A 23,421-nucleotide genomic window follows, 5' to 3' on the forward strand; every position below is an offset into this window, starting at 1 on the left:
CAGCCCGGATACTCGAGAGCAGGACTCGAACAGCCCGGATACTCGAGAGCAGGACTCGAACAGCCCGGATACTCGAGCGGCCCGGGCACGCGAACGACGGCCGCCGACTGCGGGGATCGTCTCGAGAAGGGAGGTCATCGAACGTCGATCGTCGTCCGATCCGTCAGTCCGCGATCGGCGGCGTCGTCGCGGGTGACGCCCGCCTCGATGGTGTAGGTTCCGGGATCGACCGTCTCCCACTCGGCGTCGCTGATTCGAAGGCGCTGGGGCCACGTCCGGTGAAAGCGCTTGTACTCGCCGCGGGCAAACGAGAACGTCGAGGGGCGTTCGGGGACGTCACGAGAAATTCTCGACGCGGCGTCGTGGCCGTCGACGGCCCAGCGCCAGACGTTCGGCGAGTCGGTCCGCAGACGGATCGGAAACGGGAGGGGATTGTGAAACTCGACGGCGATCCGGATCGGTTCGCCGGGAGCGTACACCTCGCGGTCGGTCGAGACGGCCACCGAAATCGCCCGCGTTCGGATCGCCGTCGGGACGAACGCGTGGCTGAACGCCTCCCAGTCGATCGTCCGCGGGTCGCGCTCGTCGCCGGCGTTCGGGACGAACGGATCGTCCGCCGAGCGCTCGAGCGCTCGGGACTCGTAGATCCGGCGCATCGAGTCGGCGGTTCACAGGCCGGGCTAAAATCGTCTCCGGTCGTTGACCGTCACTCGCATTCGTCGAGCCGCCGCGGTCACTGCCTGTCCCTCGAGCGTCTCGTCCAGCCGCCACGATCACTGCCTCTCGCGTCCCTCGAGTGCCTCGTTCGCTTCGTCGTCGACCCGATCGCAAAACCGGTGGCAGGCGATCCGATGGCGAACGCTCCCGGAGTCGTCGACTGTCCGTGACTCCGGTCGATCGGTTTCACACGGCGTCTCGAACGCCTGGGCGAGGCGTGAACGCGCCGTCTGGAGGTTCCCAGACACGATCGCCTCGAGTACACTCGAAAGTTCCGCGTCTGCCTCCTCGTCGGCCAGCGTCTGCGGAACGTCGTAGGCCTCCCTGATCGCCGCGGCCGTCTCGAGAAGGGGGTCGTCACTCGAGTCGAAATCGGCCGAGTTCCCGTTGACGCGGTCGATTTCCGCCGCCTCGGTCACCGGAGACCGAAGCGCCTCGCGCGGATCGGTCGCGTCTTCGCCGTCGGTGACGGCATCCTCGAGATCGAGACGCAGGGACAACACGCCACGGAACGCGTCGGATTCGATGTCGTACGCCGCGGGCGGAATCACCTTGGGACAGCGCGTGTGGAACCGACAGCCCGACGGCGGGTCCGCCGGCGACGGCACGTCGCCCTCGAGGACGACGCGGTCGCCCTGCCAGAGCGGGTCGGGTTCGGGGATCGCCGACAGCAACGCCTCGGTGTAGGGGTGGGTGTCGCCCTCGAAGAGCTGTATCGGCGAGCCACGTTCGACGATCCGACCGAGGTACATCACCGCGATTCGGTCGGCGACGTGCTCGACGACCGAGAGGTCGTGGCTGACGAACAGATACGAGAGGCCGAACTCCGCCTGGAGGTCCGACAGCAGATTGAGGATTCGCGCCTGGACGGAGGCGTCGAGCGCCGTGACCGGTTCGTCACAGACGAGAAACTCCGGTTCGACGGCGAGCGCGCGGGCGATGGCGATCCGCTGGCGCTGACCACCGGAGAACTCGGTCAGGTAGCGGTTCGCGTAAGCGGGCTCGAGCCCGACCGTCTCGAGCAGTTCGGCGATCCGGTCGTCGCGTCGATCCGGCGGGACGATCCCGTGTACCTCGAGCGGTTCGCCGACGATCTCGCCGACGGGAAGCTGGGGGTTGAGGCTCGAAAACGGGTTCTGGAAGACGTACTGGACGTTCGTCCGCAGCTCCCGTCGCTTGCGTCTCCCGAGATCCGCGAGGGCACTACCCCGGTAGTCGACGGATCCCGCCGAGGGGTCGTCGAGACCGACCAGAAGCCGTGCGAGCGTCGTCTTTCCACAGCCGCTCTCGCCGACGAGTCCCAGCGTCTCACCCTCGACTATCTCGAGGTCGACGCCGTCGACCGCGCGGATCGTCTCGCCGCGGCCGAACAGTCGCTCGAGGAGGCCGTCGCTGGTGGAAAACCGCTTCTCGAGGCCCTCGGCCCGGATCAGCGGTTCGCCCTCCGTCATCGCATCCCCTCACCGGGTCGCTCGTCGGATTTCGTCTCGCGGGTGACGTCCGTGCAGTCGTCGGCGTCGTCTCCCTCGCTGGCGATAGGTTCGGCGCTCCCGGCGTCACTCCCTTCGGTGGCGGTTGGTTCGCCGCCCCCGGCGTCACGCTCTTCGCTGGCGGTGGGTTCGCCGCTCTCGTCGGCGCCGTCGCCAACGAGACGGTCCGAATCGGTTCCATCCACGGCCGACGAGTCGTCGACGACCCGGACCTCGTAGCCGAGTCCGCCCTCGAGGTCGTCGGTGTGCTCGTGACAGGCCGCGACGTGTGCGTCCCGCGTCGCGTCCGTCGCGGTCGCGATCTCCGTGTCGACGAGCGTCGGCTCGCGGACCCGACACACGTCCTCGGCGTACGGACAGCGCGGGTGGAACCGACAGCCGGTCGGCACCTCGATCGGGTCGGGCGGTCCGCCGGGGAGCGACGGGAGCCGATCCCGTCCGTCGCCGATCCGGGGAATCGACGCCAGGAGTCCGGCGGTGTAGGGGTGTGCGGGGTCGTAAAACAGCTCTTCGACCGGGGCGCGTTCGACCGCACGGCCGCCGTACAACACCAAAACGCGGTCACAGCACTCTGCGACGACCCCGAGATCGTGAGTCACGAGCTGAATCGCCGTCTCGAACGACGACGCGAGTTCCTCGAGTAACTCGAGCAGTTGGGCCTGGATCGTGACGTCGAGTCCGGTCGTCGGCTCGTCGAGGATCAATAAGTCGGGGTCACAGGAGAGTGCAACGGCGATGAGGGCTCGTTGAGCCATTCCGCCGGAGAGTTCGTGGGGATAGTCGCTGTAGCGCGAGGAGGCGTCGGCGATCCCGACGCGTTCCAGGAGGTCGATCGCCCGTTCGCGGGCCTCCCGGCCGGAGGCGACCCCGTGGGCGCGCATCGTCTCGACGATCTGTTCGCCGACCGTGTAGACCGGATCGAGCGACGCTTCGGGGTCCTGGAAGACGATCGCGACGTCGTTTCCACGGAGCTGACGGAGCTCCTCGGGGGGAAACTCGAGGACGTTCCGTCCCCGAAACCGAACCTCGCCGGCGACGATCTCGCCGGGGTCGTCGATCAGGCCCAAAAGCGAGAGGCTGGCGACGCTCTTGCCGGCGCCGCTCTCGCCGACCATCGCGAACGTTTCGCCGGCCTCGATCTCGTAGCTGAGACCGTCGACCGCGCGGACGACGCCGTCTTCGGTGTAGAACTGAACGGTCAGGTTCTCCACCTCGAGTAGCGCCATCAGCGCAACCTCCGTTCGCGTCCGTTTCGCGACTCGAGGGCGTCGTTGAGCCCGTCGCCGACGAGGTTGATCGCCAGCACGAACAGGAAGATCGCCACGCCGGGGAAGACGGTGACGTGCCAGTTCCCCCGGAGAAGCGACGACCGCCCCTGGGCGAGCATCGCCCCCCACTCGGCGGTTCCCGGCTCGAGGCCGAGGCCGAGAAAGCCAAGTGCCGCGGCCGCGATGACGACCGAACCCACGTTGAGCGTCGCCTGGACGATCACGGGCGCGACGGCGTTGGGGACGACGTGGCGCGCGATGATCGTCCGGTGTGGGGTGCCAAGCGCCCGCGACGCGCCGACGTAGTCGGTTTCGACGATCGAGAGCACCTCGCCGCGAAGCAGGCGGGCGTAGGTGAGCCAGCCGGTGACGACGAGCGCGAGGACGACGTTCCAGTACCCCTGTCCCAGAATCGCGACGACGGCGATCGCGAGGACGAGAAACGGAAAAGCGTACAGCATGTCCACGAGCCGCATGATCGTCTCGTCGACCCAGCCGCCGAAGTATCCCGCGATCGCGCCAAGCGGGATGCCGACACACAGCGCGAGCGCGACGGCCAACGCGCCGATGCTCAGGCTGTATCGCCCGCCGACGAGGACGCGTGAGAACAGATCCCGGCCCGCCCAGTCGGTCCCGAAGGGATGGGCGATCGAAGGGCCGGCGTTCGACGGTCCGACGTACAGTTCGTTCGGGTCGTACGGCGCGAGCGAGAACGGCTGGAGCGTGATCGTGTAACCAAGCGTAGAGAACTCGATCGGACGCGCGAAGATGGCGAGCGCCGACAGCGCCGCGACGATCGCGAGTCCGAGCATCGCCGTCCGATTCGATCGAAACCGACGCCAGGCCTCCTCGAATCGAGTCCGGCTGTGGACGGTTCGCGTGTTGACACCGTCTCGAGGCGCCGGCGCCGATCGACCGGTGTACGCCGAGGAGGTCGACCGTCCGGTGCGTGGCGCGACTATCTGGCGATCGGGCGCGTCGCGGTGGCCCGCGGATCGATCGGCGTCGGTCCGGTCACTGTCGGATCGGTCGGCGGACAGGTGCTCCTCGAGGCCGTCGATTCTGATGCGTCCTCGTCGTTGGGTACCCTCGTTCATCGGTCGTGTCGGATTCGTGGATCGATGATCGCGTACGCGACGTCGACGAACAGATTGGCGACGATCGTCGCGACCGCGATGAGCAACACGCTCGCCTGGAGGACCGGGACGTCCCGCCGGCCGATCGCTTCGACGAGAAGTTGCCCCATCCCCGGCCAGGAGAAGACGTACTCGACGACGACTGCCCCGTCGACGAGAAACGCGATCTGCAAGCCAGCGACCGTCACCACCGCCGTCGAGGAGTTACGGAGGACGTGTTTCAGGATCACCGTCCGTTCGCGCAGTCCCTTCGCTCGAGCGGCCCGGACGTACTCCCGGTCGAGTTCCCGGCGCATCGAAGAACGCATCAGGCGAGTGATGATTGCGGCCAGTGCGGTGGCGAGCGTGATCGTCGGCAGGACCATGAACCACACCATCTCGAGGCTCGCGAGCGGTGCGTCGGGCGGGGTGACCCGAACCCAGCCCAGGTGGACGGCGAAGATGGACAGGAGGACGAGACCCAGCCAGAAGTTCGGCGTGGCGATGCCGACGAGTGCGGCGATTCGGCTGGCCTCGTCCGCCGGTTCCCCCTGTTTGATCGCGGCGACAATCCCGAGTGGCACGCCGATCGCGAGCGACACAGTCCAGGAAGCGACGCCGAGTGCGACCGTATACGGGAGCCGAGCCGCGACGGTCTCGCTTACGTCGCGGCCGGTGATCGGCGACTCGCCGAGTTCGAGGGTGAGGACGTCGCCGAGCCACAGCAGATACTGTTGCCAGAGCGGTCGATCGAGGTTGTACTCGGCCCGAAGCGCGGCCCGTGTTTCCGGATCGACGTGATCGAATCCGACGAGGAAATCGATCGGATCGCCCGGCGCGAGGTGGACGAGCGAAAACGTAATCGCCGTCGCACCGACCAGTACCGGCACGGCCGTCAGCGCGCGTCTGAGTGTGTATCGGGTGATCGACATAGTCTGCGGTCTCGAAGGGACGGCGGCGTCTCGCGTGCGACCGCCTGAAGACGATCGCCTCGGTCGCGAAATTCGAGGTTCCCGCGACGGAACGCCACACTCGCCGTCGCGTTCCGGTAGGGGAAATCAGTTCGACCAGCAATCAGTACGAAAGTCGATCACTTAACGATACCTGAGAGTCCCTGGTTAAGGCCCCGAGAGAACGTCGCCGAGAATTCCAGAGACCGTCGCCGAAGCCTCGAGAATACCTCGTCGAGGTCCCAGGAAACGCCACGGGAGCGGTGGTGGTTATCGATCAGTATCGATCCCGTCGACGGCGTACTCCTCGAGAAGCGGCGGGATCGGCGTGGACGCGACGGTTCCCAGACCGGCGTAGACCACGTCGACGATCGTCTCGCGAGGAAGCAAGCCGTCGATACCACGGCGAACGTCGGCGTTCGCGAACGGTTCGAGATACGTCGGATAGACGAGAAAGTCGACCGAGCCGGCGGCGGATCGCTCGACGCAGTACTCCGACTCCGCCGCGAGGTCGACGACGTCCTCGGCCGGAACCTGCGTTGCGAGATCGAGTTCACCGGCCTCTAGGGCGGCGCGTCTGGCCGCCGAATCGGTGATGATTCGCATGGTGATCGTCTCGACCGGTGGACGGGCGGGGACGGTTTCGTCGCCGTCGAACCAGTGGTCGTCGAACCGTTGCAGTCGCCAGTACTCGCCGTCGGCGTACTCGTCGAACCGATAGGGGCCGGTTCCGACGGGATTTTCGCTCAGGGAGAGTTCTCCCTCGCTCGCGGCCAGCGGGACGATCGGAATGCCGACGCTCGCCTCGAACGGCCCGTACTCCCGGGAGAGGTGAATCTCGAGTTCCGTCTCGTCGATCACGACGGTCTCGTCGTACCAGTCGTAGACGTCCGGTTCGCGTGGCGTCCCGGCGTAGCGCTCGAACGTCGCACGGACGTGTTCGGCGCCGAGCGTTTCGCCGTTGTGGAACTCGACGCCCGCTCTGAGTTCGAATCGGTAGCTCGTCGGATCGAGTTGTTCCCAGTCGGTCGCGAGCCAGGGTCGGACGGTCCCCTCGAAGTCGACCGCGAGCAACCCCTCGTAGATCGGGGTCGTCGCCATGCTCGAAGTGGTGTCGTTCATCCGGATCGGATCGGGGTTCGAGACCGTCGCCGGAAGGTCGACGACGAACTCCGCGCCGTCCTCTGACTCGAGGTACTCTCCGCCGTACGGTGCGTACACCGCCTCGTACTCGCTTCCGGGTAACGGGTACTGGCGCCAGTCGTCGACGGCGTCACACCGGTAGATCGTCGTCTCCTCGCCGGATCGAACGATCGATATCGGTACCTGTGTCGCGAGCCGGTCCTGCAGTTCGCGGTAGATCTCGACGCGTCGCTCCGGATCGCTCTCGGCGAGGCCGGAATCGATTAGGTCGTCGGTCCGGCCGTCGGTGTAGTGGTTGAAGTTGAAGCCGTTTGGCGACCGGTGGTCGGAGTGAAAGAGTAAGTTGACGTAGGTGTGTGGATCCCACCCCCCGCTGATGTCGAGGGTGATGAGACAGTTCTCCTCGTTGTCCGCCATATTCAGGCACAACTGCTCGTAGCTCCCCCACTCGAGCCGTTCGAAATCCACCTCGAACAGCCCCGTCTCGTTCAGTTCGTGTTGGACGAGTTGGGCCCACCGGCTTCGCTCGTCGTTTTCCGCGTTCGCGTAAATCGTCGTCTCGAACGGCGCCTCGACGTCCGCCGCCTCGAACCCACGTTGGATCAGTTCCGGTGGATCGGTCTCTGTAGCCCCGTGACCGTTCTCGGCGGTGATACACCCCGCAAGGCCGATCGCCCCCGCTGTCCCGAATCCGCTCAGAATCGTTCGTCGTCCAACCCGCTCGCCGATCCCCTTCCGACAGCCCATGTCTCATCGATTGATACCCGGCGGACATATCAATTGTGTCCGTCCACCGGTCGTCCAGTGGCTCCGACCGTTCGCTCAGTTCGACGACGAAATCGCGTCGAAACGGGGCCCGACCGCCGGCCGCAGTCCGACGAACCGGTGTCCGTCGATTCCACTACGGCGGGGACGGGTCGTGGTCGTGACGGGAGACCGGGACGCCGGAGCGTATCGGACGAATTGCTGTGACCGTGTTCCGACAAATCCACTACCCGCCTGTGGTTTCGTCGATGCTGATTTCCAGGGGGCCGAATCAGCTGTCGCCGTCCTCGTCGACGATCACGACCTCGCCGTCGACGACGTCGACGTTGATCAGCGTCTTGACGTGGTAGCCGGCGTCGTCGACTTTGTTCTCGCCGCCGACTTTCTTGATGACCGCCACCGTGTCCACGACCTCCGCTCCGATCCTGTCGAGCGCGTCGAGCACCGACGCGAGCGTGCCGCCGGTCGAGAGCACGTCGTCGAGGACGAGCACGCGCTCACCCTCGCGGACGTCGTTGATGTACATCTCGTTCTCCGAGTAGCCCGTTTGCTGGGCGATTGCCACCTCCCCCTCGAGGCCGTACTCGCGCTTGCGGATGACCGTAAGCGGGATATCGGTCATCAGGGAGACGGCCGTCGAGATGTGAATTCCCATCGCCGCCGGCGTAACGATCCGGTCGACCTCCTCGAGTCTCGCCTTGCGGATGATTCGGATGACGATCTCGCGCAACAGCGTCGGATCCAGCTTCGGGACGCCGTCGCTGATGGGGTGAACGAAGTAGTGATAGCCGTTTTTCTCGATGATCGGCGCCTCGAGAAGCGACCGCTTCAACTGATCCATGTCGTGGGTCGGTCGGTATTGGAGTAAAATGTGACGATCCGAGCGAGCGGTTTCACCCAGCCGTCAGTGTGACCGATCGTACGGAACGCCGTGGCGCTCTCCCGATGCGACCGCAGGACGGGGCCAGAGCTGACTGACAGCCCGTCTCACTCGTCGCGACCGAAGCTGAGTTCCGGCGGTTGCTCGCCGTGACCCAGGCGCATGTGGCGTTCGTGGTAGATGTGTGCGGCCGCCGTCGCGGTAATCGTAATCGAGACGATTCCCGTCCACGTCAGATCCGACAGCGCCGTCAGCGGATAGATCTCGAGCCAGAGCGCGGCGACGAGCGCACAGCCGACAGCGCCGAGCGAGAGGTACAACTCCCGCCAGGCGAACTCGTGACCGGGGACGATCTCGAGGTAAACGCTGATGTCACGGGTCCGGTCGGTTCCGGCGATGACGCCCTCGTCGGAGTCGAACGTCAGAATACCGGCCTCGTCCATCTTCGGCAGGTGCGTCTGCTGGAGCGTCGTATACACCCGCTTTCGCTGTTCGGGCGTAACGCCCTCGAGAGTCGTCTCGTACTCCCAGGCGGCCACCTGCTGGGCGAGATCGCCGAGTTCGACGGGACGTTCGTCCTGTTTCAGGTAGTGGAGAACGTAGCGCCGACGCTGGTTGCGAAGAACTTCGAAGATCTCGCCTTTCGAGAGATCCTCGGATTCCGCCTCGAGTCCGGTCTCGCGGTCGTCCTCGTCGGTGGCCTCCGCCGCGTTTCGGGCCTTATTGTGGTGTTGTTGGGCCACCACGTCTCACCCCCCTCTGACGTCCCACACTCGGTTCCGTATCCGTTCGTACACCCATTATTTCGTGGCAGGAACGCCACCTATATAATTCTCCTGACCCCTCGGAGCCGGCGAAACGACGAGTCGGCGGCGGTCCCAACCCGGACGAGGTACGCGTCGATGGGTTCATCGGGCCGAGTACGCGTCGACCGCACAACCGCCCCAACTCGGCGCGTGGCGAATCTGGGGCTACGAAAACATCACGGCGATCGAGTCGGCGATCTCCTCGGCCAGGCCGGCTTTCGGACCCTCGTAGCGGGCCGCGTCGTTTCCGTGAACCAGAAGCGCCCGCGTCTGCTCGTCGCCCATCACGCTCGCGTCGTTGGCCACGACGAACGCGAGATCCGTCCGGTCGATCGCCTCGCGGGCCTTCTCGATCATCGCCGCCTCGTCACCCGACGTTTCCGTCTTGAAGCCGACGATCGGCAACGCTGGCCGCTCGTTGCGAACCTCGTCGATCAGCTTCGGCGTCGGCTCGAGGTCGAGCGTGCGTTCCTGGCCCGAGCGGATCTTCTCGTCGCTCGTCTGGACGGTGTAATCGCCGATCGCCGCCGCGGAGACGAGGACGTCGGCGTCCGCAGACGCCCCCCGCGTCGCCTCGAGCATCTCCGCGGCGCTCTCGACCGGGCGAACGTCGGCGTAGGGGACGTCCTCGCCGTCGTGGACGAGGGTGACGTCCGCGCCGCGGACGTAACACGAACGAGCGACGGCCCGGCCCATCTTCCCCGACGAGCGGTTGGTCAGGACGCGGACCGGATCGATCGACTCGCTCGTCGCGCCGCTGGTGACGACGACCCGTCTCCCCTCGAGCGGTCGCTCACCGGTCGCTCGAGCCGTCTCGCAGACGATGGCCTCCTCGCTCGCGATCTTGGCTTTCCCCTCCTCGATGCGTGGCTCCACGAAGTCGACGCCCCACTCCTCGACGGTCTCGATGGCGCGGAGTACGCCGGGGTGATCGTACATCGGCTCGTGCATCGCGGGGGCGATCACGACCGGCGTCCCCGCGCCGAGGGCGGTCGTCGCACAGGTCGTCACCGGTGTATCGTCGACCGCGGCGGCGATCTTGCCGACCGTGTTCGCCGTCGCCGGCGCGATCAGGAGGACGTCCGCCCAGCCGTCGTACCCACAGAGTGAGACGTGTTCGACGGCGCCCGTAATCTCCGTGACGACGTCTGCGTCCGTCGCGAACTCGAGCGCCCACGGATGGACGATTCCGCGCGCGCTATCGGTCGTCACCGCGCGAACCTCGGCGCCGCGTCGTCGCAGTTCGTGGGCCAGTTCGACCGTCTTGACGGCGGCGATCGAGCCCGTCACCCCGAGTACGACGTTGACTCCCTCGAGCATTCGTTCGCCCTTCTCACGGCGGCGTGTTAAGCGTAGCGAGGCGGGCGCCGGTCGGTGCCGTCTGCGTTCGCTCGGCGAAGTCTTTTCACTCGCCTCCGCCGTAGGTTCCCCGATGTCCCGCGGAATCGGCGAGTTCGACCTCCTGCAAGGACACGTCCCCGAGTGGCTCGCGGTCGCGTTCGCCCTGCTCACCCAGCTCGGCGACGCCTGGTTTCTGGCGCTCTTGCTCGGGACGCTCTACTGGCACGATCGCCCCCGACGGGAGGGGATCGCCGCCGTCACGGGGCTGTGGCTGGCCGGCATGGGATTGTACAAGGGACTCAAGGAACTGTTCGGCTGGCCCCGCCCCGATCAACCGTTACTCGAGGCCGCGTTGTTTCCCTGGCCGGTCGAACCCGTCTACGAGGCGACGGCGTTCGCGGCGGGCTACGGCTTTCCGAGCGGCCACGCCGTCAATACGACGGTCGTCTACGTCGGACTCGCCACCGTCCTCGCGGTCGGAACTCGCCGCGGACGGCTCGCCGTCGCCGGGGCCATCGTCGCCACGGTCTCGTTCACCCGCGTCGCCCTCGGCGTCCACTACCTCGTCGACGTCGTCGCGGGCGCCGCACTCGGGGCCGCACTGTTGCTCGTAGCGACGGCCCTGTTCGATCGAACGCCGGTCGATCGGGTCACGACAGCGTTCGGCCTCGCGTCCGGGTTCGCCCTCTTTTTCATCCTGACGGGCGGGCCCCTCTCTCACGGAGTCGCACTCCTCGTGGCATCGGTCGGGTTACTCGTCGGCTGGCGCTCGTCCGTGCTCCCACGCTAACGGGTGAGTGCGCCCGTCTGCTCACGAGACTTCGAGGGAGTGCTGTCCCGGCGAGAGAACGACCAACTGATCCGGGCCGTCTCATACGGATTCCTGTCCCGATGTCCCGGCGGTGAGTCGAACCGTGTGAGACGAGTCTCGGTGGAGGAGTGCAGCGAGTCCACCGTTGCGACCGCGACCCGGGCGGCGGTTGTGCCGGAACTGACTGACAGTAAACCGTCTCAGTCCCGATCGACGCTCGGGTGCATCGTCGGCCGCTCGTCGAGTGGATCGGCGAACGCTTCGAGGATCGTCTCCCGGGCCCGCTCGTCGCGCTCGCGGCGCTCGTCGTCGTCGATCTCCGCACAGCCCGGCGGCACGTCGCGGTCCCGGCCGGTGAAGTATCCCTCGGGGACGACCCAGTCGTGATAGAAGTTAGCGTCGGAGTCGTGGATGGCCGCGAGGCCGACTTTCGCGCCGTGGCCGGCGGCGACGATCGCCTGATGGGGCTCTCCCGCGAGCCTCCCCGCCGCGTAGACGCCGTCGACGGCCGTCCGTCCGCCGTCGTCGACGCTCACGAAGTGTTTGCTTCCCCGCTGGATGCGCCCGACGTCGAGGGGCACCAGGTACTCGCTGTCCGACCACGACGCCGCGATCACGCGGCGAGCCTCGAGCGGATCCCCACCCTCGGTTTCGAGGACGAATCCCGCCTCGAGGTCGTCTTCGTCTCGCAGTTCGACGCTCGTCACCCGCCCGAGTTCGAAGGCGACACCGGCATTGCGGGCCTGTTCGCGCGCCAGTTCGAGATACCGGCGGGCGTCGAGGCCATCCGGGAAGCCCGGGTAGTTCTCGAGGCTGGCGTTCCGAGCGAGGATCGGCTCCCCGCCGTCGAGGACGATCGTATCCAGTCCCGCTCGAGCGGTGAAAATCGACGCGGCGAGGCCGGAAACGCCCCCGCCGACGATGCAGACGTCTCTCATCGGTCGTCGTTTCGTATCGATCGTATAAATGTTCACGTCTCGAGTCTGATCAGAGCCGGTCTCGCCCCAACAGGAGGTACAAGACGACCCCGAGGATGGGAGCGAAGAAGACGACGATGGCCCAGAGAAACGCCGGGTGACTGCTGTTCTCCTGGGCGTCGATGTACGTCCAGATGATCAGGGCGATCGTGACGATCAACGTCAGGAGAGCGAACAATCCGATGAGACCCGCACCACCGGACTGTAACACGATACCTGCGGATCCCAGTGTGATTTCGGAGGGCACGAGCGGTGACTTTCTATCAGCAAAGTAAATACTTTGTGAACGGCGTCCCAGCGGCGCGTCAGCGAGGCGGCGATCGCCGTGGCTGCCCGTCGGTCGCAGTCGTGGCGGAGACGACGGTAGTAGTCCGTCTCGGACGGTCTCTGTACGTCGGCTCTCGAAGACGCCGAGGTGCTCGCCGACGCCATCGGCGGTCTCAGACGATTTGCTGTCCGTCCGTTTCGGTGGAGTCGCGACCGGTCCCGGGTCCCGCGACGAGCCGGTACAGCGTTCAGTCTCACTCCTCGGACATCGGCGGAGCGCCACTGTCTGTCACACCACCGCTGGTATCAGCGTCAACCGAATCGGTGTTTGGCGTCGACTCAGCCGGTTCATCGTCCGCCGATTCGTCGACGCTCTCACCCCCCGAGGAGTGCCCGAGAGCCGGATCGGCTGGCGACTCGAGGATCTCGACGCCGGTGACGTCGAATCGGGCGCCGCCGGCACTCCCGTCGGCGATGTGGATCGACCATCCGTGGTCGTCGGCGACGTCTTCGACGATCCGTAATCCGAGACCGGTTCCGCCCGGTTCGGTCGTATACCCCGGTTCGAACACACGATCGCGATTTTCGGGCGGAATACCCGAACCGTCGTCCTCGACGGAGAACCCGCCGTCGACGTCGCCAATGGTGACGGTCACGTCGTCCCGGCCGTGATCGACCGCGTCTGCAGAACCTGACGGTTCTGCATGGCTCGTGGAGCCGTGCTCCACGGCGTCCTCGGGAGTTTGCGACCGAGGACTCGTCGAACCGTGTTCGACGGCGTTCCGCAGGAGGTTCTCGAGCAACTGTCGGAGACGCGTTCTGTCGGCCCTGACGACACGGTGGGTCTCCAAAACGAGCGCCGCGTGCTCCGTCTCGACGCTCCGCCAGCAATCCTCGACGAGGTCCGGAAGCGACACCGGTTCCAGCTCGACCGCACTGTCTCCCTCTCGAGCCAGCGTGAGGAGGTCGTCGACCAGCGTCTCGATCCGATCGAGAGCCGCGTCGACCTCCGCGAGGTGATCGTTATCCTCTTTCGTCCGGGCCAACTCGAGGTGTCCCTCGGCGACGTTCAACGGGTTGCGAAGGTCGTGAGAGACGACGCTTGCGAACGATTCGAGCCGGTCGTTCGTCCGCTCGAGTTCCGTCGTCGTCCGGTGGCGCTCGAGTTCGTAGCTCACCCACCTGTTCATCAGCCGAACGATCATCCGGTCGGCGGTCGAGAATCCATCCTCGCAGGGCTCGTCGTCGGCGAAACAGAGCGTCCCGTACAGTTCGTCATCGACCCGGACCTGGCCGCCGACGTAGCAGTCGAGGTCGAACGTTTCGTACGCCGCCTCGGCGCGGCGGGGTTCCGTGGTCGCATCGGCGATCGCCAGCAGATCCTCGGATTCGATCGTCTCCTGGCAGTACGCCCGCGAGAGCTGGCTGGATTCGCCCGGTTGGAGCCGGTCGTGTGAGCCGTGAGCCTGGACGATCGTCTGCGTACCGCTTGGCTCGTCGTCCCCCTCGACGAGTTCGATGCGCGAGAGAAAGCCGTACGGGACGTCGAGTTGCCCACAGCCCAACTCGAGTAGTTGAGAGATTTTCCCCTCGAGCGATCGGTCGACGTCGGTCGTCACGTCGTAGAGGCGTTGGAGGAACTCGATCAGCGCCTTTCGCTCGTGTTCTTGTCGCTTGCGTTCGGTGATGTCCCGGCTGTTGACGACGATTCCGCCGACGGCAGGATTGGCGAGCTGGTTGGTGCCGTGGACCTCGAGCCAGCGCCACTCGCCGTCGGCGGCGCGAAACCGCGCCTCGGCGCGTTCGGACGCACCCGATTCACCGAGGAGATCGCCGAACGCCCGGATCAGTTCCTCGCGGTCGTCCGAATGAACCAGTTCGAACGCGTTCGTTCCACTGACCTTGTCCGGATTGTACCCCAGTATCTCGTCGACCGAGGGGCTGTGATACTCGATCGTCCCGGCCGCGTCGACGACGGTGACGACGTCGGTCGACTCCTCGAGAAACGCCTGATGGCGCTGGAGTTCGCGTTCGGTTCGTTTCTTCTCGGTGATGTCCGTCAGCGCGCCGGGGAACCTGACCGGCGTCCCGTCCTCGTCGCACTCGACGTGCCCCCTCGCAAGCACCCACCGGAGTTCGCCCGCGGCGTTGCGAACGCGGTACTCCTGTTCGTAGTTTCCGCAGGTTTGTTCGTCATCTTCGCAAGTATCGAGCGATTCCTCGATAGCTGCTTCGACTCGTTCGCGGTCGTTCACGTGAATCGAGGAGACGAAACGCTCGAGTGAAACACCCTCCTGGGCGGCCACGGGATCGACGCCGAACGCCTCGGCGAGCGCCGGTCCGGCGACAAACCTGTCCTCGAGAATGTCCCACTCCCAGGTACCGATCGCGCCGGCTTCGATCGCGGCCTCCAACTGGAGTTTCGCGTCGCGGAGCTCGTTCTCTTGGCGTTTCCGGTCCGTGATGTCGGTGGCGAAGCCAGCGATGCGGACGACCTCTTTTCCCTCGACGATCGGATCGCCCCGAACTCTGACCCACCTGCCGAACCCCTCGTCGGCATTGACCCGACACTCGAAATCGACGGAATCGCCGCCGGAGAGCGTCGCCATCGCCACCTCGACGCGTTCGCGATCGTCCGGGTGGACGCCGTTTAAAAAGTCGGTCGGATTCCGACGCAACCGTTCGACCGAGCGCCCCCAGACGTCGGTGTACGCCGAATTGACGAACTCGAGTTCGGTCCAGTCGGCGTCGAAAATGTAGAGGATCCGGTTGGTGTGTTCGGCCAGTTCACCCAGTCGCCGCTGGGCGCGTTTCGCGCGGTGCTGATCGACGGCGTTCAACGCCCGATTCGCGAGGAGATCGAACTGCTCTACGTCCGTCCCCTTCTGGAGGTAATCGGTCGCCCCGCGAGAGATCGACTCGGCCGCGATCGTCTCGCTTCCCCGTCCAGTAAAGAGGATAAACGGGAGCTCCGGCTCCCGATCCCGGACGGTCTCGAGGAAGTCGAGTCCGTCGCTCGTTCCGATCACACAGTCGGCAACGACACAGTCGATGCCGCCTCGCTCGAGTTTTGCCACTCCCTCCGCCGTGCTCGTCGCGATTTCGACGCCGATTCGATCGTACTCGCGTTCGACGTACGCGGCAGTCTCGGCCGTGAACTCGGCGTCGGAATCGACGTGAAGAATGGTGACAGACACGGTCATGCCCGATGATACCAGCGATCTATCGAGCGTTAGGATCCGCCCGTATAGACTGCTTTCGGTTGTCGATTGTCGACCGAACCTGCGGTTGTGGCCGGTAACAACCGTTCGGTCGGCGCCCGCCGGATAGCAATCCTTACTGTTACGCCATGCCTATCGCGGGCGTGGACAGAATTCTCCTCAGTACGGTCGCCCATCGCTCGCCCGAGGAGGTCTTTCCGTACGTTCGCTCGTTTACCGACTACCCACGGTATACGGATCACCTGAAAGACGTCCGCGTTCACGGCGACGGCGACGCCGGTTCGGTGTACGATCTCCGCCTCTCGTGGTGGAAACTCAGCTACACCGCCAGTTCGAAGGTGACAGCGATCACCCCGCCGAAATCGCTCGAGTGGCGGCTGGTCGAGGACGTCGATGCCCGCGGCGAGTGGCGCGTCGCACCCGAACCCGACGCCGCGCCGGCCGACGCGGAGACGGCCAGCCGGATCTTCTTCGAGGCGCTGTACGATCCCTACTCGGCCGACGAAAGCGCGATCTCGTTGCCCCGGTTCGTCTCGATCGACCGGATCGTCGAGCGGGTCCGACCGCGGCTGTTGGACGAGGCCGAGACAGTCGTCGAGCGACTCGTCGAGGACATCGAAGGAAACCGACGGGACGTCGAGTTGACGATTCACGAGATGCCATAGATCGTCGTGGGATACCCCCGGTCGGATCAAGCCATTCGAGTGTGATGGTGAAACCGGGCACCGATCCCGGGACAGTCGAGCGACTGAACGACGGCATCGCCGTTCGGGCTCCGGTCGAACCCCCCGGCGTTCGGGCCGGACCGCGGGCCGTCGTCCCTCCTGAACACCGTCTCTATCGACCACCGTCCCTACTTGTTCTTCGGCGTGGTACGATCGCCGATGATCGGAACTCGTTCCCGATCGGCCGCGTGCTCGCGGGTGGTTTTCCGGTGCGCGTGATCGTCGTCGGCGCCGGCGAGGTGGGGACCAACATCGCCGAGGGGATCGCATCAGACCACGACGTCGTCGTGATCGATCGCGACGAGGATCGGGTCGAGTCGATCACCTACTCCCACGACGTGCTCGCGATCCGGGGCGATGGCACGTCGATCGACGACCTCGAGGAGGCGGGGCTCGCGGACGCCGATCTGGTGATCGCGAGCACGGACAGCGACGAGACGAACATCGTCATCAGCGGCGGGGCGAAGACGGTCGGCGACCCGTTCACGATCGCCCGGGTGAAAAAGACCAACCTGCTTCGAACCTGGGAGCGCGCGGAGGAGGCCTTCGGTGTCGACTTCATGGTCTGTACGGACCTACAAACTGCCCAGACGGTCGTCGACATCGCCGGACTCCCCGGCGCTCGAGACGTCGATAGCTTCGCGAACGGACTCGTTCGGATGGCCGAGTTCGAGGTCGATCCCGACAGTCCGGTCGCCGGGGAGACGGTCGCCGACGCGGACCAGTTCGAGTCACTGACGTTCGCGGCGATCATCCGCGAGGACGACGTCGTCATCCCGGGAGGCGAGACGATGATCGAGGCGGGAGACGACGTCGTCGTCATCGGCTCGGTCGAAAGCGTTCGCGAGTTTGCCGGGACGCTGTCACCGGCGCCGACGCTCGAGCAGGCCGCCGAAATCGTCATCGTCGGCGGAAGCGAGATCGGGTATCAGACCGCACGCCTGCTCGAGGCGGAAGGACTCGAGCCGCGACTGGTCGAGCAAGATCCCGACCGGGCACGTGAACTCGCCGAGCGCCTGCCCGGAACGCTCGTCTTAGAGAGCGACGCGACGGACATCGACTTTCTCGTCCGCGAGCACGTCGGGGAGTCGGACATCGTCATCGCCACCCTCGATAGCGACGAACGAAATCTGCTCGTCTCGTTGCTCGCGAAACGCGTCGGCGTCGAGCGAACGATCGGGATCGTCGAGTACGGCGAGTACGTCGACCTCTTCGAGACCGTCGGCATCGACGTCGCGGTCAATCCCCGCCTCGTCACCGCCGAAGAGATCACCCGCTTCACCCGCGAACAGCGTACCGAGAACCTCGCCATGCTCGAACACGACCGCGCCGAGGTCCTCGAGATCGAGGTCGACCGCGACAGTCTGCTGTTCGGAAATCGCATCCGGGACGTGACGGCGAAACTTCCCGACGGCGTCGTCGTCGGAGCGGTCACCCGCGACGGCGAGTTGATCACCCCCCGCGGCGAGACGGTTCTCGAGGGTGGCGATCACGTCGTCGTCTTTCTCGATACCGAGGTGTTAGACGAGGTTTCACGCCTCCTGTAGGCGACCGAAACCGTTCATTCCCGCCCGACCAGCGCGTGATAACACTCGAGAATGAATCGTGTGGCGGAGAACAGGCGAACGAGGATTCACTACCGCAGACCCAGATTCCCCGAGCGAGAGTCGTCGAAGCGTCTGGAACGCACCGAATCACACGATATCGCCGGGAACGATCGCTCGCAAATTATTGCCAGCGTGACTAGCTGTGTCTGACGTACGTTTATGTGTCAGGCTACGTCCCTAGAGCATATGTCGAACAACCGCGTCGAGCAGCTCGAATCGACGGTCACGGAACTCGAGTCGACGGTGGATGGGCTGACGAACGAGCTCATCGAAGCGAAAGAACGCATCCGCGTTCTCGAGGCAGAACTGGATACGGAGACGCCGACACGCGTGCCGGATCGGCGAAGCGGCGGCTCCGAGGAATCGACCGAGGACGGGGTGACGGCGGAAGCCGAACCCGACGACGTCGCGGCGGCGACGGCCGACGCCGACGACGCGAACGTCGCCGACGAAGCGGAAGACTCAGGTAGCGACGATATAATCGTCGCATAACCACACACCGGTCACGATTCGGTTCGACGGTGTCTGCGCTCGGTCGTTCCCTCCGCTGACATCGCCGCCCCGTGACCGTCGCAACGCTTCGGTCAGGACGGATCGAGAAGAGATGTACATCAAAGCAGTCGTTCTGGACAACTTCAAGAGCTTCGGTCGGAAGACGAAGATCCCGTTCTATCAGGACTTTACGGTCGTCACCGGTCCGAACGGCTCCGGCAAGTCGAACATCATCGACGCCGTCCTCTTCGCGCTCGGACTCGCCCGAACGCGGGGCATCCGTGCCGAAAAGCTGACCGACCTCATCTACAACCCGGGCCACGAGGACGGCGATCGAAGCGCCGGCCCGCGCGAGGCGATCGTCGAGGTCGTCCTCGACAACGCCGACGGGACGCTCACCCGCTCGCAAGTCGTCAACGCCGCGGGTAGCGACGACGTCGGCGACGTCGACGAGATCCGCATCCGCCGCCGGGTCAAAGAGACCGAGGACAACTACTACTCCTACTACTATCTGAACGACCGCGCGGTCAACCTCTCGGACATCCAGGATCTACTCGCACAAGCTGGGGTCACCCCCGAGGGGTACAACGTCGTCATGCAGGGCGACGTCACCGAGATCATCAACATGACCGCCTACGCCCGGCGGGGAATCATCGACGAGATCGCCGGCGTCGCCGAGTTCGACGCGAAAAAAGAAGACGCCTTCGAGGAACTTGAGGTCGTCGAAGAGCGCATCGACGAGGCTCAACTCCGGATCGAGGAGAAACGCGAGCGACTCGGCCAACTCGAAGACGAGCGTCAAAGCGCCCTGCGGTATCGCCGACTGCGTCACGAGAAAGAGGAGTACGAAGGCTACCGCAAAGCGAGCGAACTCGAGGAGAAACGCGCGGAACTCGACGCCGCCGAGGAGAGGGTCGCCGGCCTCGAGGACGACCTCGACGACTTACGACGCGAACTCGACGAACGTCAGGGTAAACTCGTCCGCCTCCAGGAGGATCTGGAGGATCTCAACGCCGAGATCGAGCGAAAAGGCGAGGACGAACAGCTCCGGATCAAAAGCGAGATCGAGGAGATCAAAGGCGACATCTCCCGACTCGAAGATCGAATCGAGGCCAGCGAGGAACAGATCGAGGAGGCCGAATCCAACCGCCGCGAGGCGTTCGTCCAGATCGACCGCAAACAGGAGACGATCGCCGACCTCGACGACGAGATCCGCGAGCACAAACTCGAGAAGGCTTCGATCAAGACGGAGGTCGCCGAACGCGAAACGAAACGCGAAGAACTCGAAGCCGAGATCGACTCCGTCGACACCGAGTTCGACGAACTCAAAGCCGACCTGGCGGATCGCAAGGGCGATCTCGAGGAGGCGAAAACCGAGAGAAACGACCTCCAGCGCGAACAGGATCGCCTGCTCGACGAAGCCCGCCGTCGCTCGAACGCAATCAGCGAGAACGAACAGACGATCGAGAAGCGCCGCGAGGAGCTTCCCGAACTCGAGAGTCGGCGGGGCGACCTAGAACGTGAACTCGAGAAGGCCGAGAAGAACCGCGAGAGCATCGCGAGCGTCGTCGAGGATTTGAAAACCGAGAAGCGCCGCATCCAATCCGACGTCGACGAGATCGACGACGACCTCCAGGCGAAACAACAGGAGTACGCCGAACTCGAGGCCAACGCCGGCGAGAGCGGCGACTCCTCCTTTGGCCGTGCGGTGACGACGATCCTCAACTCGGGGATCGACGGCGTCCACGGCGCGGTCGCACAACTGGGCACCGTCTCCGGCGAGTACGCGGTTGCCTGTGAGACCGCCGCGGGCGGGCGGCTCGCGAACGTCGTCGTCGACGACGACGTCATCGGCCAGCAGTGTATCGAACACCTCAAATCGCGCAACGCCGGGCGGGCAACCTTTCTCCCGCTTACCGATATGCGCGAACGCGGGCTACCGAACGCGCCGACCGATCCCGGCGTCGTCGGCTTCGCGTACGACTTAGTCGAGTTCGACCCCCAGTACTCGGGGGTCTTCTCGTACGTCCTCGGCGACACGTTAGTCGTCGAAGACCTCGAGACGGCCCGCGCGTACATGGGTGACTACCGGATGGTCACCGTAGACGGCGATCTGGTCGAGAAAACCGGCGCGATGACCGGCGGCTCCGGAAGCGGCTCCCGATACTCCTTTACCGGCGGCGGCGAGGGCCAACTCGAGCGCGTCGCCAAACAGATCACCGACCTCCAGGACGAACGCGACTCCCTGCGCGAAGATCTCCGAGACGTCGAGAAGCGCCTCGACGACGCCCGCGACCGCAAGACCGACGCCGCCGACGAAGTTCGTTCGATCGAAAGCGAGATCGAAAAGCTCGACGAGCGCCGCGAATCGATCGAAGACGAGATCGACCGGCTCGAGGCGGACCTCGAGGACAAACGCGAGGAACGCGAGTCGGTCGACGAGCGGATGAACGAGATCTCTACTTCGATCGAGGAGAAGACAGCCGAGATCGAGGGAATTGAGGCCGATATCGACGATCTCGAGGCCGAACTCGCGGATTCGAAGATTCCCGAACTCACCGCCGAAATCGAGGAACTCGAGGGCGAAATCGACGAGCGCGAGGACCGGATCGACGATATCGACGCGAAGCTGAACGAACTGGGTCTCGAGAAGGAGTACGCCGAAGACGCGATCGAGGACCTCCACGACGATATCGAGGCCGCACAAAATCGGACAGCCGAACACGAAGAGCGGATCGAAGAGTGTGAGGCGGCCATCGCCGACAACCGAGACCGCCTCGAGGACAAACGCGAGGCCGTCGCGGATCTCGAGGAGGAGCTCACCGAGTTGAAAGCCGACCGAACCGATCTCAAGGAGGAACTCGCGGAGGCGCGGACGGCCCGAGACCAGCAACAGGATCGGGTGAACGCCGTCGAGAGCAAACTCGAGGACAAACGAGAGCGCGTCGAGAGCCTCGAGTGGGAGATCGAGAGCCTCGAGGGCGAGGTCGGCGAGTACGACCCCGAAGACGTGCCGGATCACGACACCGTCCTCGAGATGATCGAGTTGCTCGAGGCGGATATGGAGGCGATGGAGCCGGTGAACATGCTCGCAATCGACGAGTACGACGAAGTTCGCTCGGATCTCGACGATCTCGAGGAGGGTCGCGACACCTTAGTCGAGGAAGCGGAAGGGATCCGCGACCGAATCGAGCGCTACGAGTCCCAGAAGAAACAAACGTTCATGGACGCCTACGAGGCGATCTCCGCACACTTCACCGAGATCTTCGAGAAGCTCTCGGAGGGGACCGGCACGCTCCATCTCGAGGACGAGGAGGACCCCTTCGAGGGTGGGCTGACGATGAAAGCCCAGCCGGGGGACAAGCCCATCCAGCGACTGGACGCGATGTCCGGGGGGGAGAAGTCCCTGACTGCGCTCGCCTTTATCTTCGCGATCCAGCGCCACAACCCGGCGCCCTTTTATGCGTTAGACGAGGTCGACGCCTTCCTCGATGCGGTCAACGCCGAACGAATCGGCGAGATGGTCGAGGAACTCGCGGATCGGGCGCAGTTCGTCGTCGTCTCCCACCGCTCGGCGATGCTCGATCGCTCCCAGCGGGCGATCGGGGTGACGATGCAACAGGACAACGTGAGTGCGGTGACCGGCATCGACCTGAGTAGTGAGGAGGTGCCTGCCGATGATTAGGGACGACGAACACGAACTGCGAGACGACTCCGGGAGCAGCGAGACAGTTCGCGAGACGTTCTACCGCGAGGTCCGCACCGACGGTGGCGACGACATCCCGCTGAACATCGCGGGCCACGAAGAGCGAGAACCGCCCGACGGCGGTTCCGAACGGCCGAGCGACGGCGACGACGGCACCGTCCTCGAGTTCTCGGAGGGAGACGTCGGCGGCGATTCGGACGATGGCGGCGCGGGCGACGCGGGTGGTGATTCCGAAGACGCCGACGAGGACGAAGAGGTCGAACCCGTCGAACTCCTCGTACAACTCGCCAAGGACGGGGAGATCGATCCGTGGGACATCGACGTCGTCCGGGTCACCGACAAGTTCCTCGAGGCCTTAGACGACGCGGATCTGCGGACCTCGGGGCGGGCGCTGTTTTACGCGAGCGTCCTCTTGCGGATGAAAAGCGACGAACTGTTCGCGCCCGACGAACCCGAGGAGGAGGAACTCCCGCCGTGGGAGGCGCCGTTCGCCGACGACGGGGCGATGGAGGACGACGGGGCCGACCACCCGCCGGGATTCGATCCCGTCGAGAACCTCGAGGCGGAGATGGAACGCCGCCTCGAGCGCAAACACGCCCGCGGGAAGCCGGAGACGCTCGACGAACTCGTGCGCGAACTCAGGACCGCCGAACGGGGCACCTGGTGGAAGGAGTCCCGAAGTTACGACACGAGTAACTCGCCGCGGGGATACGACCGCGGCGTCCAGGAGCTCTCCTATCACGCCGAAGACGAGTTCCGCGTCGACGACGAGCCGACGAGCGACGACGTCACGCACACGACCCACGAGGAGGACATCGAGGCCGTCATCGACGACGTCGAGGCGACCCTCGAAGAACAGTACGAAAAGGGACGGGCCGAGGTGCTGTACGCCGAGGTCGACGAGGTCGGCGGTTCGCGCGTGATGACCTACCTCGCGTTGCTCTTTCTCGCACACCGCGGCCGGATCGAACTCGAGCAAGACGAACTGTTCGGCGACCTCTGGATCAAGCGCCCGACGCTCGAGGCTGAAGCGGAAGAGGCGGTCGCGGACTGAGACGGTTTACTGTCAGTCAGTTCCGGCGCAACCGTGACTTGGGCGGCGTTGGGCCGGTAAATCGGTATAGCATCCGTATGAGACGG

General features: G+C 65.1%; 18 protein-coding genes. 6 read left to right on the forward strand and 12 right to left on the reverse strand.

Annotated elements, in window-relative coordinates; translation table 11 throughout:
* Positions 1-134: 134 nt before the first annotated feature.
* From AB7C87_RS19680 to coaBC, 9 genes are all read right to left on the reverse strand, one after another.
* A complete protein-coding gene (locus tag AB7C87_RS19680; RefSeq protein ID WP_369731213.1) occupies positions 135-656 on the reverse strand; it encodes a DUF7974 family protein in 522 nt (173 codons plus the stop codon).
* Between the two features lie 117 nt (positions 657-773).
* Positions 774-2,168 carry an ABC transporter ATP-binding protein gene (locus tag AB7C87_RS19685; RefSeq protein WP_369731215.1) on the reverse strand — a complete coding sequence of 465 codons (1,395 nt, stop codon included), beginning with the start codon at positions 2,166-2,168 and terminating at the stop codon, positions 774-776.
* On the reverse strand, positions 2,165-3,433 hold the full coding sequence (locus AB7C87_RS19690; protein WP_369731216.1) for an ABC transporter ATP-binding protein: 1,269 nt from the start codon (positions 3,431-3,433) through the stop codon (positions 2,165-2,167). Before AB7C87_RS19690 ends, AB7C87_RS19685 begins: the two co-directional genes overlap by 4 nt.
* Positions 3,433-4,572 (reverse strand): ABC transporter permease, encoded by a 1,140-nt coding sequence (locus AB7C87_RS19695; protein ID WP_369731217.1) that lies wholly within the window; start codon positions 4,570-4,572, stop codon positions 3,433-3,435. The genes AB7C87_RS19690 and AB7C87_RS19695 overlap by 1 nt, the downstream gene beginning before the upstream one ends.
* Positions 4,569-5,522: an ABC transporter permease gene (locus AB7C87_RS19700; protein ID WP_369731218.1), complete on the reverse strand. Its 954-nt coding sequence runs from the start codon at positions 5,520-5,522 to the stop codon at positions 4,569-4,571. Before AB7C87_RS19700 ends, AB7C87_RS19695 begins: the two co-directional genes overlap by 4 nt.
* Positions 5,523-5,810: 288 nt before the next feature.
* Positions 5,811-7,430 carry an ABC transporter substrate-binding protein gene (locus AB7C87_RS19705; protein ID WP_369731219.1) on the reverse strand — a complete coding sequence of 540 codons (1,620 nt, stop codon included), beginning with the start codon at positions 7,428-7,430 and terminating at the stop codon, positions 5,811-5,813.
* A gap of 289 nt (positions 7,431-7,719) precedes the next feature.
* Entirely contained in the window at positions 7,720-8,289 is a 570-nt protein-coding gene (gene hpt / locus AB7C87_RS19710) for a hypoxanthine/guanine phosphoribosyltransferase (protein WP_369731220.1), read from the reverse strand.
* Positions 8,290-8,435: 146 nt separating this feature from the next.
* Positions 8,436-9,071, reverse strand: a complete 636-nt coding sequence (locus tag AB7C87_RS19715; protein WP_369731221.1) for a DUF7344 domain-containing protein — start codon at positions 9,069-9,071, stop codon at positions 8,436-8,438.
* Between the two features lie 228 nt (positions 9,072-9,299).
* On the reverse strand, positions 9,300-10,454 hold the full coding sequence (gene coaBC / locus AB7C87_RS19720; protein WP_369731222.1) for a bifunctional phosphopantothenoylcysteine decarboxylase/phosphopantothenate--cysteine ligase CoaBC: 1,155 nt from the start codon (positions 10,452-10,454) through the stop codon (positions 9,300-9,302).
* 112 nt (positions 10,455-10,566) lie between these two features.
* On the opposite strand from coaBC, the gene AB7C87_RS19725 reads away from it, so the two are divergent.
* Positions 10,567-11,265, forward strand: coding sequence for a phosphatase PAP2 family protein (locus AB7C87_RS19725; protein WP_369731223.1), 699 nt, complete (start codon positions 10,567-10,569; stop codon positions 11,263-11,265).
* A gap of 221 nt (positions 11,266-11,486) precedes the next feature.
* Here the strand turns inward: AB7C87_RS19725 and AB7C87_RS19730 are convergent, their stop codons facing one another.
* The 3 genes from AB7C87_RS19730 to AB7C87_RS19740 all read right to left on the reverse strand — a co-directional run bounded on the left by AB7C87_RS19730 (position 11,487) and on the right by AB7C87_RS19740 (position 15,727).
* Positions 11,487-12,224, reverse strand: a complete 738-nt coding sequence (locus AB7C87_RS19730) for an NAD(P)/FAD-dependent oxidoreductase (RefSeq protein WP_369731224.1) — start codon at positions 12,222-12,224, stop codon at positions 11,487-11,489.
* Positions 12,225-12,273: 49 nt separating this feature from the next.
* A complete protein-coding gene (locus AB7C87_RS19735; RefSeq protein ID WP_369731225.1) occupies positions 12,274-12,510 on the reverse strand; it encodes a PLDc N-terminal domain-containing protein in 237 nt (78 codons plus the stop codon).
* A gap of 274 nt (positions 12,511-12,784) precedes the next feature.
* Positions 12,785-15,727 (reverse strand): hybrid sensor histidine kinase/response regulator, encoded by a 2,943-nt coding sequence (locus AB7C87_RS19740; RefSeq protein WP_369731226.1) that lies wholly within the window; start codon positions 15,725-15,727, stop codon positions 12,785-12,787.
* A gap of 167 nt (positions 15,728-15,894) precedes the next feature.
* Here AB7C87_RS19740 and AB7C87_RS19745 point away from each other — a divergent pair, with 167 nt between their 5' ends.
* The 5 genes from AB7C87_RS19745 to AB7C87_RS19765 all read left to right on the forward strand — a co-directional run bounded on the left by AB7C87_RS19745 (position 15,895) and on the right by AB7C87_RS19765 (position 23,335).
* On the forward strand, positions 15,895-16,416 hold the full coding sequence (locus tag AB7C87_RS19745) for an SRPBCC family protein (protein WP_369731227.1): 522 nt from the start codon (positions 15,895-15,897) through the stop codon (positions 16,414-16,416).
* Positions 16,417-16,685: 269 nt separating this feature from the next.
* Positions 16,686-18,023, forward strand: a complete 1,338-nt coding sequence (trkA, locus tag AB7C87_RS19750) for a Trk system potassium transporter TrkA (protein WP_369731228.1) — start codon at positions 16,686-16,688, stop codon at positions 18,021-18,023.
* Between the two features lie 246 nt (positions 18,024-18,269).
* Positions 18,270-18,575, forward strand: coding sequence for a DUF7518 family protein (locus tag AB7C87_RS19755; protein WP_369731229.1), 306 nt, complete (start codon positions 18,270-18,272; stop codon positions 18,573-18,575).
* A gap of 112 nt (positions 18,576-18,687) precedes the next feature.
* Positions 18,688-22,260: a chromosome segregation protein SMC gene (smc, locus tag AB7C87_RS19760; RefSeq protein ID WP_369731230.1), complete on the forward strand. Its 3,573-nt coding sequence runs from the start codon at positions 18,688-18,690 to the stop codon at positions 22,258-22,260.
* The gene (locus tag AB7C87_RS19765; RefSeq protein ID WP_369731231.1) at positions 22,253-23,335 is read left to right on the forward strand and encodes a segregation/condensation protein A; all 1,083 of its coding nucleotides are present in this window, start codon (positions 22,253-22,255) and stop codon (positions 23,333-23,335) included. Before smc ends, AB7C87_RS19765 begins: the two co-directional genes overlap by 8 nt.
* Positions 23,336-23,421: the final 86 nt, after the last annotated feature.

Origin of the sequence: Natrarchaeobius versutus (assembly GCF_041205745.1) — an archaeon.
Lineage (GTDB): Archaea > Halobacteriota > Halobacteria > Halobacteriales > Natrialbaceae > Natrarchaeobius > Natrarchaeobius versutus.

What these genes read in the sequence shown, in the direction of transcription:
- coaBC (WP_369731222.1), bottom strand. Translation starts at nt 10,454, where the DNA reads ATGCTCGAGGGAGTCAACGTCGTACTCGGGGTGACGGGCTCGATCGCC.
- AB7C87_RS19690 (WP_369731216.1), bottom strand. Translation starts at nt 3,433, where the DNA reads ATGGCGCTACTCGAGGTGGAGAACCTGACCGTTCAGTTCTACACCGAA.
- AB7C87_RS19765 (WP_369731231.1), top strand. Translation starts at nt 22,253, where the DNA reads ATGATTAGGGACGACGAACACGAACTGCGAGACGACTCCGGGAGCAGC.
- AB7C87_RS19685 (WP_369731215.1), bottom strand. Translation starts at nt 2,168, where the DNA reads ATGACGGAGGGCGAACCGCTGATCCGGGCCGAGGGCCTCGAGAAGCGG.
- hpt (WP_369731220.1), bottom strand. Translation starts at nt 8,289, where the DNA reads ATGGATCAGTTGAAGCGGTCGCTTCTCGAGGCGCCGATCATCGAGAAA.
- AB7C87_RS19730 (WP_369731224.1), bottom strand. Translation starts at nt 12,224, where the DNA reads ATGAGAGACGTCTGCATCGTCGGCGGGGGCGTTTCCGGCCTCGCCGCG.
- AB7C87_RS19755 (WP_369731229.1), top strand. Translation starts at nt 18,270, where the DNA reads ATGTCGAACAACCGCGTCGAGCAGCTCGAATCGACGGTCACGGAACTC.
- AB7C87_RS19680 (WP_369731213.1), bottom strand. Translation starts at nt 656, where the DNA reads ATGCGCCGGATCTACGAGTCCCGAGCGCTCGAGCGCTCGGCGGACGAT.
- smc (WP_369731230.1), top strand. Translation starts at nt 18,688, where the DNA reads ATGTACATCAAAGCAGTCGTTCTGGACAACTTCAAGAGCTTCGGTCGG.
- AB7C87_RS19700 (WP_369731218.1), bottom strand. Translation starts at nt 5,522, where the DNA reads ATGTCGATCACCCGATACACACTCAGACGCGCGCTGACGGCCGTGCCG.
- AB7C87_RS19725 (WP_369731223.1), top strand. Translation starts at nt 10,567, where the DNA reads ATGTCCCGCGGAATCGGCGAGTTCGACCTCCTGCAAGGACACGTCCCC.
- AB7C87_RS19705 (WP_369731219.1), bottom strand. Translation starts at nt 7,430, where the DNA reads ATGGGCTGTCGGAAGGGGATCGGCGAGCGGGTTGGACGACGAACGATT.
- AB7C87_RS19695 (WP_369731217.1), bottom strand. Translation starts at nt 4,572, where the DNA reads ATGAACGAGGGTACCCAACGACGAGGACGCATCAGAATCGACGGCCTC.